10 protein-coding genes are annotated in these 14,754 nt (G+C 62.0%); 5 read left to right on the forward strand and 5 right to left on the reverse strand.

Annotation, left to right across the window (positions count from 1 at the left end; genetic code table 11):
* The first annotated feature begins 26 nt into the window (after positions 1-26).
* On the forward strand, positions 27-986 hold the full coding sequence (locus PLU72_15305) for an exopolyphosphatase (protein HOT29541.1): 960 nt from the start codon (positions 27-29) through the stop codon (positions 984-986).
* A 136-nt stretch (positions 987-1,122) separates the two neighbouring features.
* Here the strand turns inward: PLU72_15305 and PLU72_15310 are convergent, their stop codons facing one another.
* Both PLU72_15310 and PLU72_15315 read right to left on the reverse strand, forming a co-directional pair.
* Positions 1,123-1,983 carry a hypothetical protein gene (locus PLU72_15310; GenBank protein ID HOT29542.1) on the reverse strand — a complete coding sequence of 287 codons (861 nt, stop codon included), beginning with the start codon at positions 1,981-1,983 and terminating at the stop codon, positions 1,123-1,125.
* A gap of 27 nt (positions 1,984-2,010) precedes the next feature.
* Positions 2,011-3,318, reverse strand: coding sequence for a glycosyltransferase 87 family protein (locus PLU72_15315; GenBank protein ID HOT29543.1), 1,308 nt, complete (start codon positions 3,316-3,318; stop codon positions 2,011-2,013).
* Between the two features lie 119 nt (positions 3,319-3,437).
* On the opposite strand from PLU72_15315, the gene PLU72_15320 reads away from it, so the two are divergent.
* A complete protein-coding gene (locus PLU72_15320; protein HOT29544.1) occupies positions 3,438-5,027 on the forward strand; it encodes a peptide chain release factor 3 in 1,590 nt (529 codons plus the stop codon).
* A 293-nt stretch (positions 5,028-5,320) separates the two neighbouring features.
* On the opposite strand, the gene PLU72_15325 is transcribed toward PLU72_15320, so the two are convergent.
* Complete coding sequence (locus tag PLU72_15325) at positions 5,321-6,091, reverse strand: alpha/beta fold hydrolase (protein ID HOT29545.1); 771 nt, start codon at positions 6,089-6,091, stop codon at positions 5,321-5,323.
* A 113-nt stretch (positions 6,092-6,204) separates the two neighbouring features.
* Here PLU72_15325 and PLU72_15330 point away from each other — a divergent pair, with 113 nt between their 5' ends.
* The 3 genes from PLU72_15330 (at position 6,205) to PLU72_15340 (ending at position 11,243) form a co-directional block, all read left to right on the forward strand.
* Positions 6,205-7,485, forward strand: coding sequence for an MFS transporter (locus PLU72_15330; protein ID HOT29546.1), 1,281 nt, complete (start codon positions 6,205-6,207; stop codon positions 7,483-7,485).
* 68 nt (positions 7,486-7,553) lie between these two features.
* On the forward strand, positions 7,554-8,813 hold the full coding sequence (locus PLU72_15335; protein HOT29547.1) for a hypothetical protein: 1,260 nt from the start codon (positions 7,554-7,556) through the stop codon (positions 8,811-8,813).
* A 96-nt stretch (positions 8,814-8,909) separates the two neighbouring features.
* On the forward strand, positions 8,910-11,243 hold the full coding sequence (locus tag PLU72_15340; GenBank protein HOT29548.1) for a hypothetical protein: 2,334 nt from the start codon (positions 8,910-8,912) through the stop codon (positions 11,241-11,243).
* A 205-nt stretch (positions 11,244-11,448) separates the two neighbouring features.
* Here PLU72_15340 and PLU72_15345 read toward each other — a convergent pair whose 3' ends face one another.
* Positions 11,449-12,888: an alpha-amylase family glycosyl hydrolase gene (locus tag PLU72_15345; GenBank protein HOT29549.1), complete on the reverse strand. Its 1,440-nt coding sequence runs from the start codon at positions 12,886-12,888 to the stop codon at positions 11,449-11,451.
* Between the two features lie 213 nt (positions 12,889-13,101).
* Complete coding sequence (locus PLU72_15350; protein ID HOT29550.1) at positions 13,102-14,700, reverse strand: FumA C-terminus/TtdB family hydratase beta subunit; 1,599 nt, start codon at positions 14,698-14,700, stop codon at positions 13,102-13,104.
* Between the last annotated feature and the right edge of the window lie 54 nt (positions 14,701-14,754).

The raw sequence follows: 14,754 nt of genomic DNA on the forward strand, positions 1-14,754 counted from the left end.
CATGATTATCAGGGAGGAAGTGGAGAATGACCGATACTGCCGTTGTCGAACATCAGGAGGGAAAACGGTTCCGCCTGGTCACCCGGAGTGATTTCGATGGTCTCGTGTGCGCCGTCCTGTTCAAGGAACTCGGGATGATCAACGACATCAAGTTCGTGCATCCGAAAGACATGCAGGACGGAAAGGTCGAGATTTCCTCGAACGATATCACCACGAATCTTCCCTATGTGAACGGCGCGCATCTGGTGTTCGACCATCACCTGAGCGAAACCCTTCGCAACTCGAGCCTCCAGCCGAACCATATCATCGATCCCGACGCCATGTCTGCGGCCCGGGTCGTGTATAACTACTACGGCGGGAAAAATCGCTTCCCGACCGTGTCTGAAGAGATGATGACGGCGGTCGACAAGGCCGATGCGGCGCGTTTCTCCGTGGACGAGATCCTTCACCCGACCGACTGGGTGCTCCTCAACTACCTGATGGACCCTCGAACGGGCCTCGGCAGATTCCGCAACTTCCGGATTTCGAACTACCAGTTGATGATGGACCTGATCGACTGCTGCAAGAACATGACGATCAAGGAAATTCTGGAGCTGCCCGACGTGAAGGAACGCGTCGACATCTACTTCGAGCACGAGGAAAAATTCAAGCAACAGCTGCGGGACTGCTCGACGATCCACAAGAACCTCGTCATCCTCGACCTCCGGAAGGAGGAGACGATCTGGGCCGGCAATCGGTTCATGATCTATGCGTTGAATCCGCAGTGCAATATATCGATACATGTGCTATGGGGGCTCAAACAGCAGAACACCGTTCTCGCGACGGGCAAGTCGATCGTGAACCGGTCGTCGAAGACCAACATCGGCCAGCTGATGCTCAAATACGGCGGTGGCGGTCACCACGCGGCCGGCACCTGCCAGGTCGACAACGACAAGGCCGAGACGGTTCTTAAGGAACTGATCGCCACGATCAACGCCGACGGCTGATCTTCGTCCGGCTGCTTTTACCGGGAAAAACGGCTTCCAATCCGCGACGGCGGGTGGGAGCCGTTTGTTCTCCCGGATGTTTCGGGGGTGATGTGTCGCACGTTCCGATTCCATGGCCAAAGCGGAAACAGCTGGGTTAGTTTCCCTCAGGCCCCTCCGGGGTTCGCGGCGGAACGTTTGGGGAACTCGGATCCTCTTCCCGAGTCGGTCGGCTGGAGCGGGGCGGCGGGACGATGGGGTCGGACAGTGGGGCGTCGGGAGAGCGGTCGACGGCGTCGGCGATGAACGAGACGTCGTCGATCGTGCGCAGCAGGGGGCCGATCTCGCTCTCGTTCTGCTCGAGGCCCGACAACTTGAGGCGCAGGCAGTTGAGCTTTGTGGCGAGCTGGATCTTTCCCGTCTCGAACTTTTCGACCGTGCTTCGGCGGCTGCGGAGGGCGGAGCTGTTCGCCGTCAGCGACTCCATCAGTTCCCATATTTCCTGTTTCTCACTGCCGGGCGGGGATCGGTGATACTGCTTCGACAGCTCGCGGAACCGCTCCTCGATGCGGGGCAGTTCCTCGCAGAGCAGTTCGTCGAGTTCCTCGACGCGGTCGCGCTCGAGGAACAGCCGGTCACGCATCGCTTCGATGCGGTGGCGGTAGGTCGTCATGCCTTTCCGCTTGAGAAGGGCAAGGAGGGGTTCGATCTCGTCGCGCACGGTCTCGATGCGGCGCCATCGATGCTCCCGGGCCCGGCGCATCCAGAGCCATCCTGCAAGGAGCACCGCGGAAGCGCCGAGGCCCCAGGCGGTCGTCACGGAGAGCGTCGCGAGGCCCTGGACCAGGGCTGTTGCCGCCGCCCAGACGAAGGCGAAGACGCTTTGGATGAGGGAAACGGCTGCGCCGAGTGCGAGCCTCGAAACGACCAGGAGCAGCACGAGCGATACGCCTGCCGCCATAGCGAGCCAGAACACGCATGCCGCGCAGCTTTGCTGGGTAAATCGCTTGATGGCCATGCTGAATCCTCCTGTGGGTGGCCGGGTCTACGGCCGGTGATCCGTGTCCGTGGCGAGTTTCGTCACGACACGCAGAAACAGGACCAGCCCGTAAAACGATGGGGTCAGGAACAGCCCGCGCCATCCTTCACGAAGCCATATATTCAATGATACATATTTTTCCGCCCATCCCGGGGGCCACCAGCATGCGAGCAGAAACGCGACGCCCGGCAGAATGAAACAAGACCGAAGCGTGCCGGCCTGCGACAGCCGGCCCAGGACGGCAAGGGCGGGGAACAGCAGGAGTGTGTGGTTGTAGAAGCCGTTCAGCGGCGAAAGCAGGAGCATGCCGACGAGCCAGGCGGAAAAAACGAGCGGGTCGGCGTCCGATACGCCTGCAGCCGACGACCGATCCTGAGTGGTTCCGCGCCGGGGGGCTCCGATCGACAGCCGGAGGCATGCGGCGGAAACGACCAGTGCGGCGGCGGTGGTCAGCACCGTGGCCGCCTGCGGCGCGTCGGCGATCGCCCGCACGTGGGGATTTTCCGAGAGCAGACGGCGGAAAAAGCCATTCAGGGAAATGTTGAATTCTCCTGTGACGGGGTAAAACGATGAGGCGAGGGTGGTCTGGAAGAACGCCGACCACTGACTGGCCCCACCCGCAAACGTCACGATCGCCGCAACGATGACGATCCAGGCGGCCGTCCAGGGGATCGTGCGGGGCGCCGTGCGGATGAATGCGAGGCAGAGAATGGCGGGGAACAGCTTGATGTGCGTGGCGACGGCCAGCAGTAGGCCGGCCGCGGCGGGAAACGTCGACGAAAGGCGCCAGGCCGGCAGGATCAGCGCGGAAAGCAGGAGACTGACCTGGCCCAGGTTGAACGTCATCAGCACCGGAGGCGAGAGAAAAAACAGGACGAAAGCCGGGATTTTCCACCCTTCCCACGTGGGCGGGGCCAGGGCATGCCAGGCAGCGAGAAACGAAACGACGAGCAGGCCGAGATTCACGAAAAACCAGAGATCCCGCGCGTGTTCCGGCGTCAGGAATCCGAACGGCCTGAAAAGATACGCTGCAAAAGGCGGATACAGAAAAACCTTCGTCTCGGCGGCCGCTTCCCGGCTGAGCTTCCCGGCCGCCTCCGGGCCGGGGGTCGAGTGATACGGGTTGCCGGTTGCCGTCAGGTCGACTCCGGCCTGCCTGAAAATGCGAAAATCGTCTTCCGCGGCGGGCATCCGAAGAACCCAGACGAAGATGACCAGCAGCGGAATGACGATCCGCGAGGCAGAGCGGAGCAGCCGTGCGGCGGCCTCGGAACCTGGCTCCGCAATGGCCTGTACGGTGCTGTGGTGATCCATCGGCCCAAGAATAGCATGTCCGTTCGCGACATGCACCCGCCCGTTGCTTGAGAAATGATTCAAATCGTGGTATAATCAACGTTTCCAAGGTATTCAACGCAGGATAAGGCGGGAAAGTCGTGAACGAGAAACACCTGGGCGAAATTGCAAAAAGACGCACGTTCGGCATCATCAGCCATCCCGACGCCGGCAAGACGACGCTGACGGAAAAGCTGCTGCTGTTCGGCGGCGCCATCCAGATGGCCGGCGCGGTCAAGTCGCGCAAGGCCGCGAAATTCGCGACCTCCGACTGGATGGCGATTGAGCGCGAGCGTGGCATCTCGGTCACGACCTCGGTCATGAAGTTCCATTACCGCGACTTCGAGATCAACCTGCTCGATACCCCCGGCCACCAGGATTTCTCGGAAGACACGTTCCGCGTGCTGACCGCCGTCGACAGCGCCCTGATGGTGATCGACAGCGCGAAGGGCGTCGAGACGCAGACGAAGAAGCTGATGGAAGTCTGCCGCATGCGCAACACGCCCATCATCACCTTCATCAACAAGCTCGACCGCGAAGGCCGCACGCCGCTCGAGCTCCTCCAAGACATCGAAAACACCCTGCAGATCGAATGCACGCCCCTCTCGTGGCCGATTGGCATGGGGCGAGACTTCAGGGGGGTCTACAACCTGTACAAGAAACAGATCCAGTTGTTCCGCGCCGGCGGCGAAACGAAGCCGCAGGATACGATCCTCATCGAGGATCTCGGCGATCCCAAGCTCGACGAACTGCTCGGCGACCAGGCGAACGACCTGCGCACCGACATCGAACTGCTGGAAGGGGCCGCGAATCCCTTCGACTTCGAACATTACCGGCGCGGCAACCAGACTCCCGTCTTCTTCGGAAGCGCTCTGAACAACTTCGGCGTGAAGGAACTGCTCGACGCCGTCGTCGAACTCGCCCCCCAGCCCCAGCCTCGCGCCGCCGTAACCCGCATCGTCGATCCGGCAGAGCAGGGCTTCTCCGGCTTCGTGTTCAAGATCCAGGCGAACATGGATCCGGCGCATCGCGACCGTATCGCGTTCCTGCGCATCTGTTCGGGCCGTTTCACGCGCGGCATGAAGGTCATGCACCATCGCCTCGGCAAGGAGATCGTCATCAAGGATGCGACGATTTTCATGGCTCAGGATCGAACCAACGTCGAAGAGGCGTATCCCGGCGACATCATCGGCATCCACAACCACGGTACGATCAAGATCGGCGACACGTTCACCGAGAAAGAGGTTCTCAAGTTCACGGGCATTCCGAACTTCGCCCCCGAACTGTTCAAACAGGTGCGGCTGAAAAACCCCCTCCGGGCGAAACAGCTTCAGAAGGGCCTACTGCAGCTTTCCGAGGAAGGCGCCGTCCAGGTGTTCCGACCGATCCTCAACAGCAGCGACTACGTCCTTGGTGCCGTCGGAGCCCTGCAATTCGACGTCACGATGGCCCGCCTGCGCGACGAATACGGCGTTGACGCCGTCTACGACCCGGTCGATTACGCCACGGCCCGCTGGCTCGTTTGCGACGACAAGACCGTGCTCGACGAGTTCGAGCGCAAGCACCGCTCCCGGATGGCCCTCGATTCGGAAGGGCATCTCACGTATCTCGCCGCCGATGTCTGGCGCCTGGGCAAGCTCATCGACGACTGGCCGGGAATCAAGTTCCAGACGTTCCGCGAACACTGCTGAGGCGTTCCAGAGAGCGCACCGCAAGGACGAAACAACCGAGATACAACCGTAGGGGCGGTTCGCGAACCGCCCCTACAGCGCGTATGCGGGAAAAAAAGAAGACCGGATCTTGTGGATCCGGCCCGAAATTATAAGGAGGCAAACAAAACCATGAACCTTTTCGGCCTGAAATGAGGTTTTCCGAAGGGTTCGCCGGCGGATGACCGCGTACGGGGCGAAACATTCCGAAATCATTCCGAACGTCCGCGGACGTCCGCAGACAAACTCGGACAAGCGAAATGCTGAAAATTTTTTCAGAGGTGCTCGTTCAGGAAGAGAATCGCCCGTTCCCAGGCATCGTCCCAGTCGTTCTCGCGCATCATGTGCCCCGAGGACGGATAGCCGGCGTGGAGGAGGGAGCCCGGGGCGGCGGCATACAGCGGGCGGAGCGTTTCCATGAACGAGACGGTCTCATCAGGCGGCACCACCGTGTCGCACCCCGCGGTAACGGCCATGAGGGGAACCGGGAAAAACCTGTCGGGGTTGCAGACCGGCCCTTTCGGCGGGAGTCCCGCCAGGCGCTGGTCCGGGGTGCGCCAGTCCGGGGATGCAAGGAAGAGGATGGCGACATCCGGCCGCGGGTCGTGCAGAAACGAGGCGAACGTGGTGAATCCTCCCATCGAGATCCCCGCCACGGCGACTCTTCCCCCCAGGCTGTGCCTGAAGTGGTCGATCAGCAGAGGAAGTTCCGATGCCGCTTCGGATACCATGCCGATGAACCGCTCATGCCGCTCCGTGCCGGTCGATGCGTCGAGTCGTTCGAGAAGACCGTCCCGACGCTCACCGTGGTGAGGGGCGTCGGGGCATACCGCGATGAACCCGGCCCTGGCCAGGCGCTCGAGTTCGGGGCGCTGCACCTCCTTGTCGACGCCGAGCCCGTGCGCGACGATCACGACCCGGGAAATGCCGCAATCCGATTCGGAAACGGCTCTTCTTGCGATCAGCAGAGGAATCGTTGTCGTGCCGAGTTTGAGGGTTCGGGCTGCCCAATGAACCGGGGGCGAGGCGTGGCCTGTCGGTGACATGAGCCGATTGTATGATGCGGGATCACCCGTCGGCAAGATGAGCCTGCGGCGGCAGGCGTCGGCGAAGCCCTGATTTGCACCCGGATCGCAAAAAGGGGTATCTTGCACACCAAATGGGATTGCACGACGGCCATGAATCCATCGCATCCGGCATATCCGGCGCAGCGAGCCTGTTCCCGGCCCTGGGATCGGCGAATTATCGTGCTTACTTTATAACCAACGGCTTCTCGCTGATCGGCACCTGGATGCAGCGGCTCGCCGTCAGCTGGCTCGTCTACCGGATAAGTCTCTCCCCGACGATGCTGGGGGCGGCGGATTTCGTGAGCCAGTTCTCGGCATTTCTCCTGATGCCGGTGTCCGGCGTGATCCTCGACGGTCGCGAATTGCGGCGCAGTATCTGGATCACCCAGATCGCGGCCCTGGTCCAGGCGACGATTCTCGCCGGCCTTACGCTCTCGGGCATGATCAATCTTCCGGTGCTCTTCGCCATGTGCGCGGTACTCGGCGCCATCAACGCCTTCGACATGCCCGGCAGGCATGCGCTCGTTCCGCAACTGGTCGAACGCCGCGAGCATCTCGCCAACGCGATCGCGCTCAACTCCTCCGCTTTCAACGCGGCCCGGCTCGTCGGGCCTTCTCTCGCGGGGCTGGCGGTTGCCGCCTGGGGAGAGGGAATCTGTTTCGCGCTGAACGCGCTGACGTTTCTGCCCATTGTTTGGGTATTGCCGCGGATGACCTTGCCGCAGAGTTCGATACGTCAGGGAAAAAAGCCTTTCCTGAACGAGCTGCGGGCCGGAATGTCCTACGCATGGCGGCATGAAGGGATCCGATCGATCCTGATTCTGATTTCCATCTTCAGTTTCACGGCGATGCCTTTTGCCGTGCTGCTGCCGGTCGTGGCGAAGGACGTCCTCGGCGGCGGGGCCGAAACGTTGGGCTTCCTGTTGGGGGCGCTCGGCCTCGGTTCCCTGGCCGGAGCGCTTCACCTCGCCATGCGGCAGAATGCGGAAGGGCTTGCGACGTATGTGCCGGTTGCGTTCACCTGCTGCGGCCTGTCGTTAGTGGCGTTCACGTGGATGTCGAGTCTGTGGCCGGCGATGATCCTCCTCGTGATTTCCGGATACTGGATGACGAGCGGCTGGGCGAGTGCCAACACACTTCTGCAGATGCAGACGGACGACGACAAACGCAGCCGGATCATGAGCCTCTATATGATGGCCTTCATGGGGATGTCGCCGTTGGGCAGTCTCATCCAGGGGGCGATAGCCCATCAGGCCGGCGTGGCCGCGACGTTGAGCGGCGGCGGAGTGCTTTGCATTCTTTCTTCCCTGGCGTTCATGCGCAAAAGCGGCTATTTCGGTTCCCGTCGCCAACGCCGTTCCTCCGGCTCGTGACCCTGCATGTGGCAGATGGAGTTTCGTGTGACCGCCGTTCATCATTTCATCGTTCGGGGAGATGCGCCGTGACTGCAAGACTCGCATTGATCGGCATCGTTCTGGTGCTTGCCGGACATGTCCTCCTCCAAGCCGGGGCGGAGATGACGTCTTCGATGGCATCTGGAAGCCCGCCTGCTGCCGCGACGGAGATCGTCGGAGGATCGGGAAACGGCGAAGCGGATGACGCCGGAGAGGCGACCGGAACCGCGGCTGCCGGTTTCCCGGAAAAGCCGCTTGCGCCGGGTGAGTGGGAGCCTTTCGTGGAGATGGACTCGCAGATTTTCCCATCCTATATTTTCGCGACGGCCCTTCTGAAAACGGATGAGGAACCATCCGCATCGTCTTCTCGCCTGCTCGGAGATCGCTACGGCCTTCTCGGGGTCTCGGTCTGCAGCCCCCGCGACAACGCGAAGATCAGGGTCGAACTGAAGCCGAACGCGATCATGGACGCCGTCGTCTTCGAAGGCGCGCTGCCGTTCGCGAGCCAGACATATTGGGTGTATCCGCAGGTTATCTACAACTACGACGCGGTGAAGGAACGCAGGCAGGCTGCGCCGTTCAACGTCGTCTTTTCGGTTTCGATCGACGGGGCGCCGCCGCAGGTAAAGGCGAAGACGGTGATGCTCCGTTCCGTCAATGACTGTGTCTACGGTTTCGTGAGCGCCGACGACGGTTCCTATGAAGACCACAGCTACATGTTCGCGGCGTACGTGAACGAGAACCATCCCATGGTGGACAGGCTTCTCAAGGAAGCCCTCGACACGAAGGCCGTGCAGTCGTTCGACGGGTATATTTCAGGTTCTCAGGAAACCGTGCTCGACCAGGTGTACGCCATCTGGCTCGCCCTCCAGAAGCGGGGAATCAGATACAGTTCGATCACGACCCCGTCGGCGCACTCCGACATCGTGCAGGTCCAGAACGTCAGGTTCATCGAGGAGTCCGTCGGGAACGCCCAGGCGAACTGCGTCGACGGCTGCGTCCTGATGGCATCGATGCTGTATAAAATCGGGATCAAGCCGTTTCTCGTGATTCTCGAGGATCATGCGTATCTCGGAATATATCTTGATGAGGCGAAGGAAACGTTCGTCTGCCTCGAGACGACGATGCTTTCGCAGGGAAAGGGACGCGGGTTCTTCGATTCGGTCATCGAGGAGACCACGGCCGAATACCTGAAGAACGAACAGAAATTCGAAGAGGACACGGATCCAAACTTTCAGATCATCGATATCGAGGATGCGCGCAGGCTTGGCATCACGCCGATCGTTTCGCCCAATGCGGCACGCTGATTTTTCGGGTGGTATGATATGTGACGGGCGGGATGAATTTCCGGAACGACGTCATTATATATAGTAAAATACATGTGAAGAGGAGAATGCTTGCGTATGTCCGAAGCACAGAATCCCTCGAAAGAGCGACACTCCTGGCGATTTTTTCGCTCCGGCGGCGTGGATCAGGTCTGTCTCGACTCGGGAGCCGATCTCGAGGCTCTGCGTGAGCTCGATCCTAAGCTGTGGATGGCCCTGAGCTGCCCGGTTCAGGGACTCGAACTGGACGCCGCGACCCTCGCCCTGATCGATTCTGATAAGGATGGGCGAGTTCGCGTGCCGGAAGTTCTGTCCGCGGTCGAATGGGTCTGCAGCCGGCTGAAAAATCCCGAGGATCTTCTGAAACGCTCGGAAACCCTGGCTCTGGCCTCGATCAACGACGCCGATGACGAAGGAAAACGGCTCGTCGCTTCGGCCCGCCGCATTCTGGCCGGGCTCGGCAAGCCGGATGCAGACACGATCGCCGTGACCGACGTGGCCGATGCCTCGAAAAAGTTTGCGGCGACGCGTTTCAACGGCGACGGCATCGTTCCTCCAGCCGCCGCCGGAGACGAGGCTGGGCGCAAGTTGATCGAGGAAATCATCTCCTGCGTCGGCGGTGTCGATGACCGAAGCGGTGTTCCCGGGGTGGACGAGGCGCGACTCGGCGTTTTCGTCGAGGCTTGCAGGGCATACGACGCCTGGTGGCGGGCGGGGGAAGCGGATCCGGCGATTCTTCCCTACCGGGGAGATACCGTTGCCGCGTATGCCGCGTTTTCCGCCGTCAGAGCGAAGATAGATGACTTTTTCACGCGCTGCCGGCTGGCGGCGTTCGACGCTCGTTCGACGGGACCCCTCAACCGGTCTGAAAAGGACTACGAGCAGATGGCGGTCAGGATGTTGTCTTCGGGAAGCCCCGAACTTGCCGATCTGCCGCTGGCCCGGATCGAAGCCGGATGGGCGCTTCCGCTGAACGATGCGGTCAACCCGGCCTGGACGAAGGCGATCGAAACCTTCAACCGGCTCGTCGTCCTGCCGCGACTTGGGGAAAAGACCGCCCTGACCTCGGCCGAATGGGACAAGATCGTCGCCACCTTCTCGGCACACGAAACATGGCTCGCCGGCAAGACCGGCACCTGCGTCGAGCGGCTCGGCCTGCCGCGCGTCCGGGCGATTCTGGGGGTCTCGCTCGACCGGAACGTTCGCGAACTGATCGCCCAGGACAAAGCCCTCGCTTCGGAGGCGGCCGCGATCGACTCGGTCGAACGGCTGGTGCGGCTGCACCGCGATTTATATACGCTTCTGAATAATATGGTGTCGTTCCGCGATTTCTACGATCGCAAGCGAGGCGCCGTTTTCCAGAACGGCACGCTGTATCTTGACGGGCGCAGTTGCGATCTCTGCATGCGCGTCGACGATGTGAGCAAACATGCGGCCATGGCGGCGTTGAGCCAGACCTACCTCGCCTACTGCGACTGCGTGCGCTCGGGAAGCAGTGAGAAAATGTCGATCGTCGCCGCCTTCACGGCCGGCGATGCGGAACTGCTCGCCGTCGGCAGACATGGCATTTTCGTCGATCGGCGCGGCCGCGACTGGGATGCGGTCGTGGTCAAGCTGGTCGAACACCCGATCAGCATCGGCGAGGCGTTCTGGACGCCCTATCGCCGGATCGGCCGGATGATCACGGAACAGGTGGAGAAGTTCGCAGGCGCCGGTGACAAGGCGATGCAGGAAAAACTTGCGGGTGGTATCGCAGGCGCCGCGGAAAAGGCCCAGGCGGCGGCCGCTCCCGCAGCCGGAGGCCCCCCGGCCGCCTCGCCGGCGTTCGACGTCGGCCGGTTCGCAGGTATATTCGCCGCTATAGGATTGGCGATCGGCGCGATCGGGACGGCCATAGCGAGCGTCGTCACCGGGTTCCTCGCCCTCTCCTGGTGGCAGATGCCGCTGGCGGTTTTCGGGCTGATCCTACTCGTCTCGGGGCCCTCGATGATCATGGCGGCCATCCGGCTCAGGAACCGCAACATCGGCCCGATCCTCGACGCGAACGGCTGGGCGGTCAACTCCCGGCTGCTGATGAGCATCGCCTTCGGCGGTTCCCTGACGAAAACCGCCGAGCTCCCGGCCGGCGCCACGCGAAGCCTGGAAGACCCCTTCGCCGACGCGGAAAACCCCTGGCCGCGTCGCGTCATCTGGCTCCTCGTTTTTGCCATCCTTGCCGTCGCGGGGTATCGTCTGCATGCGATGAAACGATGGAAGAAACACCCCGGAAAGGCGCCTGCGGCCTGCTCTGTGCCGGCCCCAAAACCGGGACTCCCAGCCCCGGTTCCGTCCGCGCCTGCGGCCGCTCCGGCTCCCGTTGCGGCGCCTGAAGCCGCGGCCGAGGCGTCGCAAGCTTCCGAAACACCAAAATAAGGCGACGCATTTTTCCAGCCGCCGCCAGCATGCCGGCGGCGGCTGGCGGTTCTCTGGAGTCATGCGGAAAGAAAAACGTCCGTTCGCCCCGGACCTGCCGAAGGGCAAAGGCCTCTCCTGCTTCGAAAGGCATGGGATGAACGGGAAGGCAAAACCGGTTTTGTCATGCAGGAGACAAGGAGGCTGTCATGGCCCTCGGTCCTGGTCAAGACGGCTTCCAGCGTTTGAAAAAGGAATAGTTCGGCTTGACGTCCGTTCGCAGTTGCCAGATCGAGCATTCATGAGGCTCGAGCGGACAAGGGACCATGCCGGCGTTCGAGACGGCACGGCGCTTCGTGAATACCTCCTCGAGCACCAGTTCGGAAAACAGCCAGCCCCACGGAATCGTCAGGGTGACGGTGCGGGCTTCGGAGGCGAGATTCCACGCAACGACGGTCAGCCGGTCGGGGGCGGCGGGGTCGGCGCGGAAAAACGCGGTCAGGTCTGGAACGCCATCGACACAGAGCGGTTCCCAGAGCCCTCGCTGGAGTTCAGGGGAAGTGGCTCGAAGCCTGGCAAGCTGGCGCATCTCCTGCGTGAACGGAGCGGCCATGGCGGCTTCCTGCCTCTCCCAGGGGATCGTGGCGCGGTTCTGGGGGTCGCGCCCCCCCTTGAGGCCGAACTCTTCGCCGTAATACACCAGGGGAATTCCCGGAAGCGTGAACTGGAGCCTGAGCGCCGCGCGGTGAAACGCCGGGTCCGCGGCGAATTCGGTGTGGGCGCGCGGAATGTCGTGAGACGAAAGCATCTGGAACTGGTGAAACGCGCCCGTGCCGTATGCGAGGCGAAGATTGTGCTGGAACTGGGCCGGCGTGATGCTTCGGTGATACAGGGCCTTGACGGTGTTCGTGAAAAAATAGCTCTGCGTCGCGTCGAGCGCTTTCAGCCACGGGACCGAATAATTCGCGACCTCGCCGATGACCGCCGCCTCGGGAAAACGCGATTTGAGCGTGTACGAGATGAGCGCGCACGTCTGGAGGCTGAGGTCGTTGGCGCAGTCGAGCCGCACGCCGTCGAACCCCTTGCGAAGCCAGAAGGAGAGAACGCTGTCGTCGCCGGTGATCAGCTCCTGAACCAGGCGACGGTCGTTGAGTTGAAGCTCCGGAAGGCCGGCGTGGCCCCACCAGCAGAGATACGTGCCGTCGCCATTGAACCGGAAGTATCCTCGCTCCGGCGCTTGGGCATCCGCTTCTGCCCTGACGAACCACGGATGCTTCTTCGAGACGTGATTCAGGGCGACATCGAAGATGATCTTCATCCCGCGGGCGTGGACAGCCGCTGTCAGTTCTTCGAGGTCTTTCCAGTCTCCGAGCAGCGGGTCTATTGATTTATAATCAGTCGTATCGTATCTGTGGTAGGACGGCGCCGCGTTGATCGGCGTAAGCAGGATCGCGTTCGCGCCCAGTTCCCTGATGTGATCGAGTTTTTCCGTGATTCCCCGGAGGTTGCCGCCGAAGAATTCCTGGCTGCCCGCCTTGCTCGATGCCGGTTTCGCATCCCACTTCAGCAGCGTGTGCGGAGATTCGCCGGAAGACTCCGCGCGCCGGAATCTGTCCGGCACGATCTGGTAAAACACCGCCCCGCTCAGCCACGCCGGCACGCTCATCGTTCATGCCTCCGTTTCAGGTTTCGCAACCGCTATCACAGAGAGCACATAGAACACGGAGAATCCACGAAGGAATTCAAAAAAATCTCTGCGAAATCTCTGTGGCCATGGTGTTCTCTGTGATTTACGTTCGATCTTGTCGGGCACGAGCGAAAACCCCTGCCCTTGGCCTGCGAGTATAGGCAGAAGCGGGCGCAAAAAGCAAAAAGCCGTTCAGCGGCAGCGGACGGCGTCGTAGAAGGAGGAGCCTTTGTCGTCGACGAGCAGGAAGGCGGGCATGTCGCGAACGACGATCTCGAACATGGCCTCCATACCCAGATCCTCGAATGCGACGACGCGGCTGCTGACGATATGTTCCTTTGCGATCAGGGCCGCGGCGCCGCCGATCGTGCCGAGATAGAAGCCCCCGTGCGTGCGACAGGCGGCCGTGACCTCGGCGGAGCGATTGCCCTTCGCGAGCATCACGAGCGATGCGCCGCGCGACATGAACGCCTCGACGTACGAGTCCATGCGCTGGGCCGTCGTCGGGCCGAAACTGCCGATGACATGACCGCCCGGCGTCTTCGCGGGACCCGCATAATAGACGGGACAATTCATGAAAAGTTCGGGGAGAGGTTCGCCGTCGTCGAGCATCCGCTTGAGCCGGGCGTGAGCGATATCGCGGGCCACGACCAGCGGTCCCGACAGCAGGACGAGACTGCCGACCCGCAGGGTGCCGAGTTGCGCCCGGATCTCGGTCATCGGCCGGGTGAGATCGACGGCCGTCGGAGCGGTACCCGCGACTCTCTGGATCTTCGGCAGAAGACGCGCCGGGTTTCGGTCGAGATCTTCGAGAAAAACGCCGGCCGGGCTGATGCGGCCCAGAATGTTGCGATCGGCGCTACACGAAACGCCGACCGAGACCGGACAGGAGCCGGCGTGCCGGGCGAGCCTGATCACGCGCGCTTCGAGGGCCAGCCACTTCCCTCCGAACTGGGCGCCCAGGCCGGAAGCCCGGGCAATCGCCATGACGCGGTCTTCCCATTGCCGGTCGCGGAAGGGGATCCCATCCGCGGATCCCGCCGGGGGAAGATGGTCGAGGGCTCCGGCGGAAGCCAGTTTCAACATTTTGAGATTGAACTCGGGGGAGGTGCCGCCGATCACGGCCACCAGACGGTAGGGTGGGCACGCGGCCACGCCCAGGGCTTCGATCTTCTCGCGCAGGAACGCCTCGAGCTTCTCTTCGTTCAGCAGCGCCTTCGACTCTTGGAACAGCCCCGTCTTGTTGGCCGAACCGCCGCCCTTCGCCATGAATAGGAACTGATACTCGATCCCCGAGGCCCATCCGATGTCGATCTGCGGCGGAAGGTTCGTCCGGGTGTTCACCTCCTCGAACATCGACAACGGCGCGATCTGGGAATACCGGAGCGCCGACCGCCGATAGGCGTCCGCGACGCCCGCCGTCAGGGCTTCGGCGTCGTCGCCGTCGACGATAACGTCGCCGCCCCGTTTCGCGATGATCGTCGCCGTGCCGGTGTCCTGGCAGAGAGGAAGCTCGCCCTCGGCCGAGATCACGGCGTTCCGTATCAGGGCCGCCGCGACGTATCGGTCGTTCTCGGATGCCTCGGGATCGTCGAGAATCGCCGCGAGCATGTCCAGGTGGCGGGAGCGAAGATAAAAGGAGACGTCGTGAAATGCCTCGGCGGAGAGCGTCTGTAACGCCTCCGCCGAAACGACCAGTCGTTCGCGACCTCCCCATGTTTCGCTGCGGACGGCGTCTGACGGCACCGGGAGTTTTCGCATCCGCGTGTCTTTCGCGATCAGCTTGGGCATAAGAGATCTCCTCATGTTCAAAAAATACCGTTCGTTATGAACGCCGGCAGAGCC

The organism is Candidatus Ozemobacteraceae bacterium (genome assembly GCA_035373905.1).
GTDB lineage: Bacteria > Muiribacteriota > Ozemobacteria > Ozemobacterales > Ozemobacteraceae > MWAR01.